The 17675-nt window shown below is 64.5% G+C and carries 11 protein-coding genes; 5 read left to right on the top strand and 6 right to left on the bottom strand.

The genetic code is table 11. The annotated features are described in order from the left end of the window. Positions 1–253 precede the first annotated feature (253 nt). Positions 254–4993, top strand: a complete 4740-nt coding sequence (locus IEY84_RS20190; protein WP_221209064.1) for a DEAD/DEAH box helicase — start codon at positions 254–256, stop codon at positions 4991–4993. Then, positions 4994–6784 carry a GmrSD restriction endonuclease domain-containing protein gene (locus IEY84_RS20185; protein WP_183548140.1) on the top strand — a complete coding sequence of 597 codons (1791 nt, stop codon included), beginning with the start codon at positions 4994–4996 and terminating at the stop codon, positions 6782–6784. It abuts the gene before it with no gap. 69 nt (positions 6785–6853) lie between these two features. Here the strand turns inward: IEY84_RS20185 and IEY84_RS20180 are convergent, their stop codons facing one another. Both IEY84_RS20180 and IEY84_RS20175 read right to left on the bottom strand, forming a co-directional pair. Further along, positions 6854–7051, bottom strand: coding sequence for a hypothetical protein (locus tag IEY84_RS20180; RefSeq protein ID WP_183548138.1), 198 nt, complete (start codon positions 7049–7051; stop codon positions 6854–6856). 32 nt (positions 7052–7083) lie between these two features. After that, positions 7084–7785, bottom strand: coding sequence for a hypothetical protein (locus tag IEY84_RS20175; protein WP_183548136.1), 702 nt, complete (start codon positions 7783–7785; stop codon positions 7084–7086). 307 nt (positions 7786–8092) lie between these two features. Here IEY84_RS20175 and IEY84_RS20170 point away from each other — a divergent pair, with 307 nt between their 5' ends. After that, entirely contained in the window at positions 8093–8854 is a 762-nt protein-coding gene (locus IEY84_RS20170) for a trypsin-like serine peptidase (protein WP_183548134.1), read from the top strand. Positions 8855–8915: 61 nt separating this feature from the next. After that, positions 8916–9674: a hypothetical protein gene (locus IEY84_RS20165; RefSeq protein WP_183548132.1), complete on the top strand. Its 759-nt coding sequence runs from the start codon at positions 8916–8918 to the stop codon at positions 9672–9674. 35 nt (positions 9675–9709) lie between these two features. On the opposite strand, the gene IEY84_RS20160 is transcribed toward IEY84_RS20165, so the two are convergent. From IEY84_RS20160 to IEY84_RS20145, 4 genes are all read right to left on the bottom strand, one after another. Further along, entirely contained in the window at positions 9710–10294 is a 585-nt protein-coding gene (locus tag IEY84_RS20160; RefSeq protein ID WP_183548130.1) for a hypothetical protein, read from the bottom strand. A gap of 307 nt (positions 10295–10601) precedes the next feature. Continuing rightward, positions 10602–12605, bottom strand: a complete 2004-nt coding sequence (locus IEY84_RS20155; protein WP_183548128.1) for a fatty acid desaturase — start codon at positions 12603–12605, stop codon at positions 10602–10604. 100 nt (positions 12606–12705) lie between these two features. After that, positions 12706–13974, bottom strand: a complete 1269-nt coding sequence (locus tag IEY84_RS20150) for an RsbRD N-terminal domain-containing protein (protein ID WP_183548126.1) — start codon at positions 13972–13974, stop codon at positions 12706–12708. Between the two features lie 29 nt (positions 13975–14003). Next, the gene (locus IEY84_RS20145) at positions 14004–15473 is read right to left on the bottom strand and encodes a serine/threonine-protein kinase (protein WP_183548124.1); all 1470 of its coding nucleotides are present in this window, start codon (positions 15471–15473) and stop codon (positions 14004–14006) included. A 129-nt stretch (positions 15474–15602) separates the two neighbouring features. On the opposite strand from IEY84_RS20145, the gene tyrS reads away from it, so the two are divergent. Continuing rightward, complete coding sequence (gene tyrS, locus IEY84_RS20140; RefSeq protein WP_183548122.1) at positions 15603–16874, top strand: tyrosine--tRNA ligase; 1272 nt, start codon at positions 15603–15605, stop codon at positions 16872–16874. The last annotated feature ends 801 nt before the right edge of the window (positions 16875–17675 follow it).

Here is a 17675-nt window from a genome sequence, read left to right as displayed (position 1 = left end):
TGACGTCGGAACGCCGGGAACGCCGACTGATCCGTACGAGCGATTTGCACGTGACTCACACAGAGTGCGGCGGGTCGAACCAAACTCCGCTGCATCGTTCGCGGGCGACGACCATCCCGCACGGCCGGATCGTTCGTCCACCAGATACGTGAGCGCTCACGTGATGTCTCGCCTCGGGAGTGGGTTCACGCACGGAGCAGCCATGTATCCGCTGCGGCTCACTTTGCAATGCGGCATGATCGGGGCTGTGTCAGTGTCGATTCATGAAGTCTTGGGCAACCTACGGGCTACGGCTCTAGACAAGCGGGACCAGGGGGACAAGTTCGAACGCCTGGTCCAGGCGTACCTGCGCAACGACCCGGAGTGGGCGGCGAAGTTCGAGGACGTGTGGCTGTGGAGCGAGTGGCCCAACCGAGGCAAGACCACTGACATCGGCATCGATCTGGTCGCCAAGATCCGCGACACCGAGAGCTTCGCTGCGATCCAGTGCAAGTTCTACGACGCTGGACACACGGTGTCGAAGAAGGACATCGACTCGTTTCTCGCGGCATCGATGCGGCCAGAGTTCGGGTTCGCTCAGCGCTACTTGTTCGACACCGCCGCCAGCTGGTCCGGCAACGCCGAGGAGGAACTCAAGGGCGTTGCTCAGCGAGTCGACATCGGCTACCTCCAGGAGGCGGCGTTCGACTGGTCGGCGTATGACTGGAAGACGCCGGAGGTTCTGGTCCCGACAGGCAAGAAGGAACCCCGGCCGCATCAGAAGAACGCGATGGACGACGTCTTCAAGGGGCTGCAGACCCACGACCGCGGCAAGCTCATCATGGCCTGCGGCACGGGCAAGACGTTCACCAGCCTGAAGATCGCCGAGCACATGGCCGGCGCGGGCAAGACGGTGCTCTTCCTCGTCCCGAGCATCCAGTTGCTGTCACAGACTCTCCGTGAGTGGATGGCCAACTCAGAGGTGGAGATCCGCCCGTTCGCGGTCTGCAGCGATGTGCGCGTTGGTCGCAAGGCGAACACCGAAGACGCTGACATGTCGACCGTCGATCTGACTGAGCCGGCGACCACGGATGCGAAGACGCTGATCGAGCGCTTCCAGGTCGGCAGGCACGCTAAAGAGCGGATGACGGTCGTCTTCTCGACCTACCAGTCGATCGACGTGATCGCCGAGGCGCAGAAGCAGGGGCTCGAGGAGTTCGACCTGGTCATCTGCGACGAGGCGCACCGCACAACTGGTGTGACCCTCGCTGGCGGGGACGATTCCTCGTTCGTGAAGATCCACGACAACCAGGTCGTACGCGCGAAGAAGCGGCTCTACATGACCGCGACTCCGCGGGTCTTCGGTGAGGACGTACGCCGCAAGGCCAAGGAGTCCGAGGCCATCCTCGCCGACATGAACGACGAGAACCTCTACGGCCCGGAGTTACACAGGCTCGGGTTCGGGGACGCGGTCGAGGCAAACCTGCTGACCGACTACAAGGTCCTTGTCCTAGCCGTCGACGAGCAGTACGTCGCGGAGAACTTTCAACAGGCGATGGCTGAGTCCGGTGAGATCAAGCTCGACGACGCGGCGAAGCTGATCGGCTGCTGGAACGGGCTGTCCAAGCACTTTCGCCAGGACGAGACCGGCGACCTGGATCTGGCGCCGATGAAGACGGCGGTCGCGTTTGCGAAGGACATCAAGACGTCGCAGCTCGCGGCCACCAGCTTCCCGATCCTGGTCGACCGCGCGCTCCGGGATGAGAACGGGGACGACGGCCGCAACGCGCTTCGTGTCGAGGCTCGCCACGTCGACGGCACGATGGGCATCCACGAGCGCAACGGCCACCTGACCTGGCTGAAGGACGAAGCACCGAAGGACACCTGCCGCATCCTCACCAACGCGCGATGCCTCTCCGAAGGCGTCGACGTACCCGCCCTCGATGCGGTCCTCTTCCTCACACCACGCGGTTCCCAGGTCGACGTCGTCCAGTCCGTTGGGCGAGTCATGCGCAAGGCCCCGGGCAAGGAGCTCGGTTACATCGTCCTCCCGGTCGTTGTTCCCTCCGGGGTAGCCCCGGAGGAGGCGCTAAGAGACAACGAGCGGTACAAGGTCGTGTGGCAGGTACTCCAGGCGCTGCGATCCCACGACGACCGATTCCACGCGATGATCAACAAGATCGAGCTCAACAAGAAGCGCTCGGACCGGATGATCATCGACAATGTCACGCCCACCGTGGGCGGCGAACCCACCGATCAGCCCCTTGGTGATGGCTCGGAGCAGATGGCTCTCGACTTCGGCTTCGAAGGCTTCCGTGACGCCATGTACGCCCGGATCGTTCAGAAGGTCGGCGAGCGGAAGTACTGGGACACCTGGGCCAAGGACGTCGCCGACATCGCCCAGAAGCACGTCACCCGCATCAAGGGCCTTCTCGCCGACAAAGAGTCGAACCAGGCCAAGGAGTTCGAGGCCTTCCTGGCAGGTCTGCGCGGTTCGCTCAACGAGTCAATCACCGAAGCCGACGCGATCGACATGCTCTCCCAACACCTGATCACCCGGCCGATCTTCGAAGCCCTCTTCGAGGGCTACCAGTTCGCCCAGACCAACCCGGTGGCCCGGATCATGGAGCTCATGCTCGCCTCGCTCGACGAGCACCCGCTCGCAGCCGAGAACGCCCCGCTCGAGGCGTTCTACGATTCCGTACGCCGCCGCGTCGCCGGGGTCGACAACGCCGAAGGCAAGCAGCGGATCCTGATCGAGCTCTATGACAAGTTCTTCGCTACCGCGTTCAAACGGACCGTCGATAAGCTCGGCATCGTCTACACCCCCGTCGAGATCGTCGACTTCATCCTTCGCAGCGCCGACGACGTGCTCCGCCAAGAGTTCGGCCAAGGCCTCACCGACGAAGGCGTCCACATCCTCGACCCCTTCACCGGCACCGGCACCTTCATGGTCCGCCTCCTCCAGTCCGGCCTGATCGAGAAGCACGACCTCGCCCGCAAGTACGCCAACGAGCTGCACGCCTCCGAGATCCTCCTGCTGGCCTACTACATCGCCACAGTCAACATCGAGACGACGTACACCGACCTCACCGGCGAGGCCAAGGAGTACCCCGGCCTCGTCCTGACCGACACCTTCCAGTCCTGGGAGCCCGACGACACCCCCGACCTGGAGATCTTCGCCGAGAACAACGAACGCCTCCAGCACCTCAAGGACCTCCCGATCACCGTCATCGTCGGCAACCCGCCTTACTCGTCGGGGCAGGACAGTGCCAACGACAACAACGCCAACGAGAAGTACCCGTCCCTGGATGAGGAGATCCGGAAGACGTACGCCGAGCGCTCGACGGCCACGAACAAGAACTCCCTCTACGACTCCTACATCCGCGCCATCAAATGGGCCACCCTGCGGATCCAGGACCGCGGCGTAATCGCGTACGTCACCAACGGCGGCTTCCTCGACTCCAACACCGCCGACGGCATGCGCAAGACCCTTGCGGAGGAGTTCTCCTCGATCTACGTCTACAACCTTCGCGGCAACCGTCGGACTGGCGGCGCAGAGGGCCGCCCGATCTTCGAAGCGTTCAACAAGAACACCGGTGGATCGATCACAACGATCGCCGTAGTCGTGCTGGTCCGCCACCCAGAGAAACTCGGGTCAGCAACGGTGCACTACGCCCAGGTCGGCGACTTCACGACCGCGGACGAGAAGGTGGCCGAGGTGGTCGCCGCTCGTTCAGCCTTGGGTCTTCAGACGAACCCAATCGCACCGAACGAACATGGCGACTGGCTCAACCAGCGCAGCGACGACTTCGCGGATTTCTTGCCTCTTGGCGACGTCTTCGGCGACTTCGGCCCAGGAATTGAGACAGCTCGGGATGCCTGGAACTACAATTTCTCGCGCTCACGACTTCAGGACTCCATCAGCACGTCCCTCGAAGCATTCAACCGCTCCAGCACAACGGGCGAGATTGAGCGGGATCCTCGGAGCATCTCCTGGTCGCGCGGCCTGCTCAGGCTTGCAGAAAAGGGTGTACGCCTCCAATTCGATGAAGCTGAGATGCACTCAGGGTGTTACCGGCCGTTCACCCGAATGCGGACGTACATCGATCCCGCACTCACAAACGTCCGAGGAGTTTCGGGCCGAGCCTGGCCGACGTCCGGGCACCATAATCGAGCGGTGAGTGTCCCAGGACTTGCTTCACATTCACCCTTTTGTGCGGTGCTCGTCGACTCACCACCAGATCGCCACGCGATCGACACAGGTCAGTTCTTCCCTCGCTGGTGCTACGAGCAAGCCGAGGATTCGGGGATGCTCGATCTCGGCGGCGAGGGCGAGGTGGTCGACGGGTACCGCAAGATCGACAACATCACCGATGAGGCGCTGAAGCGGTTCCAGGCGGCGTACCCCTCCGAGACGATCACGAAGGACGACATCTTCTTCTACGTCTACGGGTTGCTGCACAGCCCGGAATACCGCGAGACGTACGCGGCGGATCTGAAGAAGTTGCTGCCGCGGATCCCGTTCGTGCGGGAATTCGCCGGCTACGCGGAGGCCGGCCGGAGGCTGAGCGAACTGCACTTGGGCTACGAGTCGGTGGAGCCGTACCCGCTCGTCGGGCTCGACGTGGAGGCAGTTGGGGATCCGTACGACTTCTTCGCGGTCAAGGACAAGAAGATGGCCTTCGCGAAGGTGCGGGTGGACGGGAAGCTGGTCGCGGACCGGTCGACGATCAAGTACAACGACCGGATCACGGTGTCGGGGATCCCGGAGGAGGCATATCGGTACATGCTCGGCAGCCGGTCGGCGATCGAGTGGATCATCGATCGCTACTGGATCAAGACGGACAAGGCCTCCGGCATCGTCAACAGCCCCAACGACTGGTCCCGTGAGGTCGGGGACCCGCGCTACATCCTCGACCTGCTCGCACGGATCGTTACCGTCAGCCTGGAGACGATGAAGATCGTCGACGGGCTGCCGCCGCTCGACATCATCACGGGAGATGAGAAGTAGATGGCCAAGTACGAAGTCCGGCAGACCGCCGTGGAGCAGCTACTCGCTGACGTCAAGGCGGACCGAATCGCGATCCCCGAGCTGCAACGTCCCTTCGTGTGGGACAGCGTGAAGGTCCGCGACCTGATGGACTCGCTCTACAAGGGCTACCCAGTCGGCTACCTCATCACGTGGCAGTCGGTCGGAGCGAAGCTCAGGGGTGGCCAGGTGGCTGCGTACCAGCAGATCTTGATCGACGGGCAGCAGCGCGTCACTGCGTTGCGGGCAGCCATTGCCGGTCTCCCAGTGATCGACAAGCACTACAAGAAGGTCCGGATCAGGATCGCCTTCAACCCGGTCACTGAGGAGTTCGCGACCCGCACACCTGTCATCGAGAAGAATCCACAGTGGATCTCCGACATCAGCGAGTTCTTCAACAGCGCCGGAACCTTCACGTTCGCGAAGAAGTACCTGGAGCGGAACCCAGAGGTAGACCCGGAACGTTTCGAAGCGACCATCGGGCGACTGGCGGCGCTTCGAACTGCCCAGGTAGGGATCATCTCGCTGGCCGACGACCTCGACGTTGAGACGGTCTCTGAGATCTTCGTTCGAATCAACTCCAAGGGCGTCCCACTGAGCAGCGCTGACTTCGCGATGAGCAAGATCGCGACGTACGGAGACCGTGGACGCAACCTGCGCAAGCAGATCGACTACTTCTGCCACCTTGCCGTCGCACCGCACGCCTATGACGACATCAAGGAGAACGACACCGAGTTCTCCGCGACGGACTACCTGAAGTCGATCGCGTGGCTCAAGGACGAGACCGACGAGCTCTACGACCCGGAGTACGGTGACATGATCCGTGTCGCCGGCCTCGTGGGGTTCAATCGAGGCAAGGCCTCGTCGATCGTCAGCGAGCTTTCAGGCCTGGACCCGGAGACGCGCAAGATCGACGAGAGCCGGATCCCCGCGGCGTACGACAAGCTCGAGGCAGCGCTGAAGCAGATCGTCAGCAAGTATCACTTCGAGAACTTCCTGATGACGATCAAGTCGGCCGGGTTCATCGCCCCAAACATGGTGCGATCGAAGAACGCGCTCAACTTCGCGTACGCCCTCTATCTCCGACTCCGCCAGGACCCTGGAATGGTGGAGGGTGAGCGCAAGCGCATCGTGAAGCGCTGGTTCGTCCTGTCGACGTTGACCGGCCGTCACTCGGGAAGCTTCGAGTCGACCTGGGAGCAGGACATCCGGCGCATCACCGAGCAGGGCGCTGCGAACTATCTCAAGCAGATCGAGGAGGGCGAGCTCACCGACGGATTCTGGTCGGTCACCCTGCCGAACGCCCTTGAGACTCCTCGGACAACGAGTCCCTACTTCCAGACCTATCTGGCTGCGCAGGTGTCGAAGGGAGCCCGTGGGTTCCTCTCGAAGGGGATCACCGTAGCTGCGATGTTGGAGAACTCCGGCGACATCCATCACATCGTGCCCAAGGACTACCTACAGAAGAACGGGTTCCCGAAGCAGGGTGACTACAACCAGGTCGCGAACTTCGCGCTCACCGAGACCTCGATCAATGTCAGCATCAGCAACAAGCCTCCGATGACGTACATGGGGATCGTGGCTGCCCAGATCGCGAGCGGGAAGCTTGCTCTTGGTGAGATCACCGATGCCGATGACCTCGCCAAGAACCTCATCGAGAACGCTGTGCCTGCTGACTTCGCCGAGGTGACAGCTGGTTCGTATCCGGAGTTCCTCATTGCCCGACGCAAGATGATGGCGGCGGCCATCCGGGACTACTACCGAGCTCTTTGACCACGCGCCGCCCTCCGCGAGCGGCCAGCGGACGTGGACTCGCGTCTCGGGTGGTGGGGCCCCGAGTTTCTAGTAGTGGAATCGGATTGCGAGGATCTCGTTGACGATCCGGCGAACCTCGTCCTTGTCGTTGAGCGCTTGGGCGCTGACGTCGGCGTGCGGCTCCGCCCAGCGGCCGAGGTACTTGCCGTCCTGGGTTGAGACCCTCACGGCATAGACCTTGTTCGTCTCGCGATCGATAGATGCGTCGATGATGTAGTCGCTCATGAGATCCATCATGGCGCTGGGCACCGACAGTCTTACGCGGCTGAAGCCTCGACAAAGTCCGCGCTGCAGACACCACAGACAATCGACCCACGCTCGACGACCGCAGCAGACGCCCGGATCCGGCGGCCGGGGGAGCACTCGCAGACCAGCACGAGCCCGTTCTTGGGGCGCTTCGCCCCGATGCCTCGACCTCCGCCCGTCGGGCCGTCCTTACCGCCACCAGTAGGGCCTACGGGCACAGCGCCCTCAGTGTTCCGGAACGCGACGATGGCAGAGCTCAGCGCTGCGATCTCCTCGGCGTACTCGTCGGCCGTCCCCGGCGCGAGCTCCGTGCTGGACCATCCGATTGTCGGCGCCTGCGTGATAGTGAGTCCGAGTTCCTCGCCCAGGAGCTTGAAGCGGGTGTTGTGGTAGCGACCCTGTCGGCTGGTGTCCTTGATGCCGCGTGCGTGGGCGACTCCGTGGGCGGCCTCGTGGAGGAGAGTGGCGAGGACTGGTTCAGCTCCGCGGCGAAGACCTTCGCCCCCGACGAAGAGTTCGGCCTGGCCGACAGGGTCCTTGTTCTCGTTGGAGACCCAACGCTCGGCGGCGAAGTGCCCAAGCTTGAGTGCGCCGGCGGGCACGCCGATGCTGCCGGCGCCGAGGGTCACCACGACATCCGGCACGTCAGGGTGTCGGAGTTGGATGGCGGACCATGTGGCCTCGAGCGCTGCGACCAGCGCGCTGGCGTCCAAACGGCGTTGACTCCTAGGTGTCAATCAATCAACGCCGGTGAGCGTACGACCGTCAGCGGCACAATGGCCGGAGGCAGGCGAGATCCTTGAACAGTATGTAGCCCGGTAGAGGTACTTGGTTGGGAGCATTGGCCGTGGGTGTGGAACGTGGAGAGTCGGCTAGCGGGCGTGTACTACTGCTGCTCAGCGGGGATCCCCAGATTTGGGCAACCCCTTCGAATCACTCATGACGAACTAGGTCTAGGGCCAACCTTGCGGTGTGCGACTTCAGGGCACTATCAAAGCAATCCGAAGGTCAGTAGCCCAGATGGTGCTGGTCAATCCCGGTGACGGTTCGACGCGCGTCATTGGTTCAGCACTTCTGACGGGGCAAGGGCGACATGCCGTCACCGCGAAGCATGTGACCGACGCCGTACCGCCTGGTTGGGAACTGCATGCTGGCCTTGCCGGGTCGGACATCGACCGTCCCGACATTCAGGTCCATGCCGCGTTCATTTACGTTCCTTGCGTCCTGGTGGACCAAGATGCCAGCTCCGATCTCGCCCTCTTGGAACTCCAGATGCCTCCAGATGCAACATCGGTCTCCCTGGTCGTTCGGATAACGCCCGATGGAGGCGGCCCGACGGAGGAGTTAGATGACGGTCGCACAGGACCCTTCAAGATCACGACAGACCGGCTGGCGGAGGGTACTGAGGTGGCGACGAGTGGGTTCCCGCTTTCGGCCCCGGCACTTGTGACCACCGCTGGCATCTTAGCCAGCAAGTTTGCCCCGCTCGACCAGGCCAACCCAGGCGGCGGCATGCGCCACCTATGCGATCTCACCGCAACGGGAGGAAACAGCGGTGGTCCGGTCTACCGAGTTTCCGACGGTGCTCTTGTTGGAGTACTCGTGGCCGGCCAACTTAGTCCTCTAGCGTCCGGCGACGGCGCTCAGTCGGTAGGCCTGACTCTTGTGACGCCAAGTCAGAACGTCGTCGAACTCCTCGTTCGCAACGGCATTGAGCCCGACCGAGATAAGGCCTTGCCGCGGCCGCCGAAGAAGACCGCCCACCCTCACAAGAAGCGATGAGATCGTCGTGGATGGTTGAGAAACGCCGCGGGGGCGCAGTCTGTGGTTTACGTTCCCGACTGTGACGACGAATAACGGCCAGCAGCCCCAGCCCAAGAGTCAGATTTTCTTAGCATTGACGGCCGGGAACGACGCTCCCTCGTTGGGGAACGTCTGGCGGATCACATCCAAGAAGTCAGACTTCTACCTCGATACCTTCGGGGCTACCCAGGACGCCATGCACCTGTCGCTCCACGGTCCCAAGGCCAATCACCCCGGCCATCGGTTTCACATCAAGATCAAGGAACAGGCTGTCGAAGCGGCCCGCAACGCTGGACATTTCGTTGAGCACGGGATTCCGGCAAGAGGCCAGCGCTTCCAGGGGAAAGAGGTCGCCGAGGGCGCCTACCACGTTGTGCGATTGAGATGGCGTTGGCATCTACAGCGGCCCAGGTATCGAACAGCGGCAGCCACCGCAGGGCCGCCGCGGTTCGCTGAGGGGCAGTCAGGCCGAGTCATGCGAGGCGTCCTCAAGCCAAACAGTGCATGGGACGTCGACTTCTACCTCACTTACGGCCGCCCGTACTGGCCTTTGGAGTTCGGGCCCCGCACAGGCGACCCACGGATCGGGCCAGTAGTCAACGACTCAGGTCTTTACCTAACGCTCACCTCCACCCACCGGTCGGAGAAACAGTACCCGGCTCCGGAGGGCCTCCTGCCCCGCCTTCCAGAGAAGGACGAGACGCCGAATCGCTTCATGGCGGGTGGACTCGGGCCGGACAGCGAGGCTGGATGTTATTGGTTCATCGAGACAATCACGGCGCGCGAACTCTTGGTGTGAGCCTAGGGGCAGGATGCCTCATGACCGAGCCTCCGCTAGCCGTGCGCGTTGAGACTTCGCGCCATCTCGGCCAGCACGGCCGCTGCTTCGTCGCGAGCCCGAATCTCATCGGCATGTGACGGTCCAGCCTCACCGGCGATGCCAAGCAGGCCGGAATCGTTGATCTCGGACTCCGACATGCTCCGCGCGCTCTCCATGAACGCTTCCGTCTGCATCATCGCCGTGTGCTGCTCGACGGGAACGTACGCCAGCCTCTTCCCCATCCGAGCACGAACCGGCCCGACCAATCGCTCAAGGTATCCGCGCATGATGTGGCTGTTCCGTGCGTCAAGGTGGACGAGCTCGGACTCGACCTCGCGCGCGAACCCGAGTCGCGATTCGAACGAGAAGGGGTTGGGCTCCATCGAGGTGCGAGGCGTTGACGGCGTCCGGGCTGTCGCTACCTGTGCGTGGTACAGCCGGATTGCCGCAGCGAGCCGCTGGCGGGCCTCCTCGCGAACGCGTCCCTGTTCACTGCGCTGTGCGTTGCGGCGCATCGTGAAGCGGGTGATTCCGGCGCCCAACCCGGCGCCCAACACGGCGCCGAGGATGGCGCTGACAATCGGTTCGACCCATTCCACGTCGCCAAGTATGGATGGGGAGGGAGAACGTCCCTACTTGATACGCAAATCGTACGTAGCCGTGTCGCGACGTGTTTCGCACATTCGTTCGATCTGGACAGAATCGATCGGCCTATGACCTGCCGAAACACCACTCGCGGGGGACATTCCGCATGAGGTCGCCACCTGCGCCAGAAGGCGCTTTCGGCATTATGAGTCCTCTGCTCTAACCGACTGAGCTAACGGCCCGGGCAGATCCTAGCGGGAGCGCAGGGCTGGTCGGGCACTCGGCGGCGATCGCGTCCTTCCTCCGATGCCACGTCGCGTCTCAGCCGTCGTAGTCGACGGCGGCAGCCGGGGTGGTCGGACGAGACTGGCAGGTGAGGACGTGGCCCGATTCCAGCTCGGCCGAGGAAAGTGCGAAGTTCTGCTCCATCGCGACCGACCCCAGCAGCACCTTCGCGCGGCAGGTTCCGCACGCTCCGCCGAGACAGGCGTACGGCGCCTCGAGCCCGGCCTTCAACGCGGCCTCGAGAACGGTGTCGCCGGCGGCCAGAGGGACCTCGTGCTGTCGTCCGCGTAGACCGACGGTGACCGCGGCCGGGGCGAAGCCGTCGGCGACCCGGGGCTTCTGATAGCCGTGGAATAGCTCGACGTGGACCCGGTCCGCCTCGGCTCCGCGTTCGAGGAGCAGGTCGCGTAGGTCGGCCACCATCTCGACCGGACCGCACAGGAACCATTCGTCCACCGAGGGCGCGGTCAGCTCGGACTCGAGCCACTGGTCGAGCCTCGCGCGGTCGATCCGACCACGCAGATGGGCCGGGTGCCGAGGGTCCCGGGAGCGTACGTGGATGATCCGGAGACGGTCTGCGTAGCGCGCCTCGAGGTCATCGAGCTCGTCGCGGAACATCGTGCTGTCCGCGTCCTGGTTGCCGTAGATCAGGGTGAAGCGGCTCTCGGTCTCGACGGCGAGCGTCGTCTGCAGGATCGAGAGGATCGGGGTGATGCCGCTGCCGGCAGCGATCGCCACGTAGCTCTTCGCGGCCATCGGGTCCAGCCTCGGGCCGAAGGACCCAGACGGCGTCATCAGCTCGAGCGTGTCGCCGGCGTGGAGCTCCTCCAGCGCGAACGTGGAGAACGCTCCGCCCGGGATGTGCTTGACCGCGATCGCCAGCGAGTCGGAGGTGGCCGAGGAGCAGATGGAGTAGTTGCGACGTACCCCCTGACCGCCGAGGTCCGTGCGGACGGCGATGTGCTGCCCGGGTTCGAAGGAGAACTTCTCGCGCAGCTCGTCGGGCACAGCGAAGCGGATCAGCACGCTGTCGTCGGTCAGCCGCTCGACGCCGGCAACCGGAACCGGGTGGAACTCGGCGGCACGAGCAGAGGATCGCCGAGGCATCCGCACCGGGAGGAGCCGGGCCATCTTGCCGTTGAGCGCCTTCCATTCACGGTACGCAACCGGGTCGAGCTGCTGGCCGAAAACGGTGCCGATCGCGGCATCCCGCTCGAGGTAGGCCTCCTCGTTGCGCCGCCACGCCGCGACGTACCGGTAGAAGGGGATCGAGGGGTGCAGGTGATGGACGAGGTGGTAGTTCTGCGAGAGGAGCAGGGGAGTGAGGACCCACTCTGATCCGACCCGGTTGCGGGTGGCGCGGTAGCGGTTCTCCTGCTGGGTGTCCTCGAGGTCGTGGTGCGGCAGCCAGTCGAACCACCAGGCCAGGACGAACATCGCGACCCGCTCGGGGATCAGATACAGCACCGCCAGCGTCCACAGATGTCCGGTGAACCCGGCGGCGACGATCACGGCGATCGTCGTGCTCATCAGGAAGACCGTCTCGAGCACCTCCGCCCGCGGCCGCCGTCGAACATTGCGCACCAGGAAGGACAGGTACGGCACGTCCATCAACGGGAACCGGAACGGGACCTGCCACCACGGAGCGCCGCTGACGAAGTGATCGGGGTCGTTGTCGTCGTCGTTGGTGTTGCGGTGGTGCTCGATGTGGATGAACGCGAACGACCTGAACGAGATCAGCGGCGAGACGAAGAGCATCGCGACCCGGCCGAAGGCCACGTTGACCCAGCGACGGGTGCTGATCGAGTAGTGCGCGGCATCGTGCAGCACGGTGAACAGCACGAAGATCGCTGCCGCACTGAGCAGGACCGTCACCGGGACCGGAAGGCGCTCGGCCAACGCCGCCCAGGTCGAGACCGCGAAGACCGCGAGCGCGCCGGCGAAGATCCCGACGATGGGCCAGGAGATGGTCGGGACCTTCTCGCCCGGGTCGGGGAGCGCGTGGCGGGTGGCTGCGGGTTGCTCCGTCGTGGTTGCCATGCTCGAAACGTACGAACCGCGAACCGCGCCCCGCGAGAGGTGCCGCGCCCACGCCGATGTGCGCGCAGCACATTCCAGCCAGATCCCAGCCGGACCCCGGTCAGGCCTGATCGTGCTCCGGTGCGAGTACGAGCGCGCCCAGCACACTCACCAGACGCAACGCCGCATGCAGCTCGGCAACCCGCTCGGTCGCCGGCAGCCCACGTCGCTCCTCGGCCCGGCGGAGGCGCTGCAGCACGGTGTTGCGGTGCACCCCGAGCTCGTCGGCCGCAGCCGCCAGCCCGCCCTGCGCGTCGAGCACGGCGAGCAGCGCCCGCCGCTCTTCCTCCTCCCTGCGCCCGGCCACCGCCAGCCCAGCGAGCTCGGCGGCGACGAAGGCGCGGGTCAGGTCGAGATCGCCGCTCATCGTGTCCACGAGCGCCAGGTCGGCGTACGGAGTGACCGCGGCCCCGCGACCGGCGAGCTCGACGATCCGACGGCCGCGCTGCGCCTGGACATGGGAGTCCCGGAAACCGGGCGCACCCTGCGCCGGTGTACCGAGCGTGACCCGGACCGTATCCGGGATCTCCCCGGCCAGAGGCCCGAGGTCGGTCAATGCGATGGCAGGAGCACCGGTGGTGGAGACCCAGCCCCACAGCGCCCGAGCACCGTCCGGGACGAGCAGGGGATGAGACGAACCGAGGTGTGCCCCGACTGCCTCACCCACTCGTGCCAGATCGATGTCGTCGCCTTCGGTCCAGCAGACGAAGGCCGTCTGCCAGCCGGTGAGCCGGTGGGACAAGGTGCGCTCTGCGCGGCGGAGGTCGACCCGTCCGCCGGCGATCAAGGTGCGGACCGCATCGGTCCGGGCCGCACGGGCCTGGCTCTGGATCCGGTCGAGCTCGGCGACGTACTCGGCGGCGACCTCGCTGGAGATGCGGTCGACGTAGGCGAAGGAGTAGTGCTGCAGGTGGGCACCGACCGCCAGGGCGAGCTTCGGGTCCTCGAGCGAGTCGACGAGCCCGCTCAGGATTCTTTCGCTGAAGTAGGCATGGCCGATCCGGTAGAAGCGCAGCATCACATCGACGCTGTAGCCCCGGCCGGCCATGGCACGCGCGTGCTCGAGCGCGGTGACCGGCGCCGACGCGGCGCTCACGTCGATACCGTGCCGCACCATCGACAGCGCGGCTTCGAGGTTTGACGAGCACGAACCCAGCGTCAGGCCACGGAGCTCGTCGTCGGCGCTCGCCTCCGGGATCCGCTCGACGATGTAGGCGAGCATGTCATCCGCGTACGACGCCACGTGTCCCAACAGTTCGGCAGCGATACGGCGCAGCTCGATCACCACCGACTCGGGCAGGTCTTCCTGGTGCTCCGCGCTCGCGCCCATGTCCGGAGACTATCGAGAGTTCCGGTTTCTCAGCCCTCGCTGTTGATGAGGTAGCGGCCGTCGGAGTAGACCAGTCCCAATGTCACGGTGCTGCCTTCTTGGCGACCGTCCTTCATCGTGTACCTGTAGGTGTAGGTCACCTTGAGCGGATCGACGCTGGGGGAGACCGAGACGACGCTCGTGCTTGCGACGGAGCCCCACCAGTCGCGATAACCCTCGAGCCCCCCGCTGCTGGCCTGGAACGCCGGGGTCAGCATCGAGCTGTACGCACTGTCGGGGTTCTTCGGCGCGGTGGCCAGGTAGCTGCGGATGAAGGTGTCGATACCTTCGGCGCTCGCGCCGGCGGTCTCGCTCGCTGAGGGGCTCTCGCTCGGCGACGCGCTTGCCGTCTCGCTGGGTGAGGCCTCCTCCGAGGCCTCTTCGTCGTCCTCCGGCTCCTCGTCGACAGCGGCGTCCTCGGTGGGCTCGTCCTTCGCGTCCGACAACGGCGATCCAGACGCGGTCGGTGCCGGGTCCGCCTTCGGGTCGTCGCCACGGTTGGCCCACAGCGCTCCACCGACCAGCAGCACCAACGCCGCCGCGACAGCGGCGACCGCGACCGGCCACCAGCGACGCTTCGTCGGAGCGCTGGTCGACCGTGCCTGTCCCGACGGCGCGGCGGTCGTCGGCTTCGCAACGGCGGTGAGCGTCTGCGTACGCAGCGCCACCGGCTCCAGCTTCTCGGCCGGAAGCCGTCCCGCGAGAAAGTCGACGACATCCTCGGCCGACCACCGCTCGGCGGGGTCGTACGCCATCGTGTGTTCCAGCAGCGGCGCGAGCCGGCCGGCCAGCGGCGTACGCGGCGGGTCCTCGTGCACCACTCGGTAGAGCGTCGCAAGCGCGTTGTCGCCGATCCCGTAAGGCGGCTCGCCGGTCAAGGCCTGGAAGAGCGTGGCCCCCAGCGACCACATGTCGCTGGCGGGAGTGGCACGCCCGCCGGTGGCGATCTCCGGAGCCAGGTACGCAGGCGAGCCGGTGACCTGCCCGGTCTGAGTGGTCTGGGAGTCGACGCCACGCGCGATCCCGAAGTCGGTCAGCTTGGCGCGGTCGGCGCGGCCGACCACGATGTTGGCGGGCTTGACGTCGCGGTGGACGATGCCGGCGGCGTGCGCGGAGCGCAGCGCGGAGGCGATCTGCCCGATCAGCCTCGCCGCGTCCTCGACGGACATGGGGCCGTCGTCGCGCACCATGTGAGCGAGGGTCTTCCCCTCGACGTACTCCATGACCAGCCACGGCTTGTCGTCGTCGCGAACCAGGTCGAAGACGGCGACCACGTTCGGGTGGACCAGTCGTGCGGCGAGCTGTGCTTCCCGTTCGACGGCGGCATCGGAGACGCCGTCGAGCGCGATCAGCTGCTTGAGAGCCACCGAGCGCCCCAAAACCTCGTCGGTGGCGAGCCAGACGGCTCCCATCGCTCCCCGGCCGAGCTCCCTCTCGAGCCGGTACCTCCCTGCGATCACCCAGTCCCCTCAAATCTCGTCCACGTTCGCCAGGTCAACTCTAGGGGGTATCGCCTACTACCCTTGCTTCCGGGACAACCCGCTCCGGGCCCCGAAAACCTCACCTGAGAACGATCTGAAAGGCACCACGTGTCCATCGATCCCACACTCCTCGACGACCTCGAGTGGCGAGGTCTCGTCGCCGACTCGACGGACCGCGACGCGCTCCGAGAAGCGCTGGCCGGCGGGAGTGTGAAGTTCTATATCGGGTTCGATCCCACCGCTCCGAGCCTGCACATGGGCAACCTCCTCCAGATCACGATGGCGATGCGCCTCCAGCAGGCGGGCCACACGCCCTATGTACTGGTCGGTGGCGCCACCGGCATGATCGGTGACCCGCGCGACTCGGGCGAGCGCACGCTGAACTCGCCCGAGACGGTCCAGGAATGGGTCGGGAAGGTGCGCGGCCAGATCGAGCGCTTCGTCTCCTTCGAGGGCGAGACGGCTGCGACGATGGTCAACAACGCCGACTGGACGGCTTCGCTGTCGGTCATCGACTTCCTCCGTGACATCGGCAAGCACTTCCCGGTCAACCGGATGCTCGCCCGTGACACGGTCAAGAAGCGCCTCGAGGACGGCATCTCCTACACCGAGTTCTCCTACATCCTGCTGCAGTCCATGGACTACCTGAACCTGTTCCGTACGCACGGGGTGAGCCTTCAGTTCGGAGGCTCGGACCAGTGGGGGAACATCACCGGCGGTGTCGAGCTGGTCCGCCGGGTGACCGGTGAGACCGTGCACGCGTTCACGACCCCGTTGATCACGAAGGCCGACGGCACCAAGTACGGCAAGACCGAGGGCGGCGCCCTCTGGCTCGATCCGGCGATGATGTCGCCCTACGCCTTCCACCAGTTCTGGCTCAACGTCGAGGACGCCAAGGTGGGGGAGATGCTGCGCGTCTTCACCTTCCTGTCCCACGAGGAGATCGAGAGCCTGGAGGCACAGCACGCGGAGAAGCCGTTCCTTCGCGCGGCGCAGAAGGCGCTCGCCGATCACATGACGACTCTCGTCCACGGGGCCGGGGAGACCGAGCAGGCCAAGCAGGCCGCGGCTGCGCTCTTCGGCGGCGGCGACCTGGCAACCCTGAGCGGTACGACGCTGGCCGCCGCGATCACCGAGGCCGGCGCCGTCGAGCTGGAGCGCGGTCAGGAGCTGCCGACCTACGTCGACCTCTTCATCGCCGCCGGCCTCGTCTCCTCCAAGGGGGAGGCCCGACGGACGATCTCCGAGGGTGGGGCGTACGTCAACAACGTCCGCGTCGAGGACGCCGAGGGGTCGCTGGGCGAAAAAGAGTTGCTCGGTGACGGCTGGGTCGTCCTGCGCAGGGGCAAGAAGAAGTTCGCCGGCGTGCGCTTCAAGTAGGCTCTGACCTGCGAGAACGCCCCAGGGAAGGTGACGGCCTTCCGTGGGGCGTTCTTCGATTTGGCATGTGCGCCGCTGAGGCGTAATGTTCATCTGGTCGCCGGGGTGCGGCGGGAAGCAAGCGCGAGTCTTCGGGCGGGCTTCCGGCCCCTGAGTCGGCCGCCAACATTCTCGAGCATCAGCTCGGTTCTGGGTCTCGGTCAGGTCTTCGGACCAGACAAAGGATCCATCACGAACCGAAGTTTGAATGCCTTGTGCTGTGTTGGTGTGGATATAGCTTTTATCCGATAAGAGCGCGAATGCGCCGAGTTGGACTTGAAAGCAGGATCCGATAAAGTCCTCCAGGACAAAGCAGAAACACCGAGCTAAACACCGAGAAAGCGTGAAAGCGCCGAGTTGGTAAAGCGAAAGTGAGTCTGATAAAGTCTGCGGGGCAGGGCCGAGGAAAGCTTCTGGAGCTGGCAAGGAAAGCGCGAAAGGCGCCGAGTTGCTAAAGCGAAAGAAAGCCTGATAAGGTTCAGCACGAAGAACAAAGCGAATATAGCAGTCACCGGACTGGCTGGGACGAGAGTCTGAAATCTACCGGTGTGCGTGTGATTCTTGAGAACTCAACAGTGTGTCATAGTCGACGAATTAGTTTGTTATGCCCCGTCGACCGCATCCCAAGGGGATGTTGGTTGATGGTTTCTTTGACAATTGATTCTGGCAATAAACTGATCCTTTCGGGGGTTGGTATATGTCAGTGTCTCCTGTCAGGGCATCTCTTTTTCCAGGTTATCGTAAGATGGTCTGGTGTTGTTT

It is taken from the genome of Nocardioides albus (assembly GCF_014648255.1).
GTDB lineage: Bacteria > Actinomycetota > Actinomycetes > Propionibacteriales > Nocardioidaceae > Nocardioides > Nocardioides albus.
The sequence above is the reverse complement of the archived record's forward strand: the minus strand, read 5'-3'. Positions and strand labels throughout refer to the sequence as shown.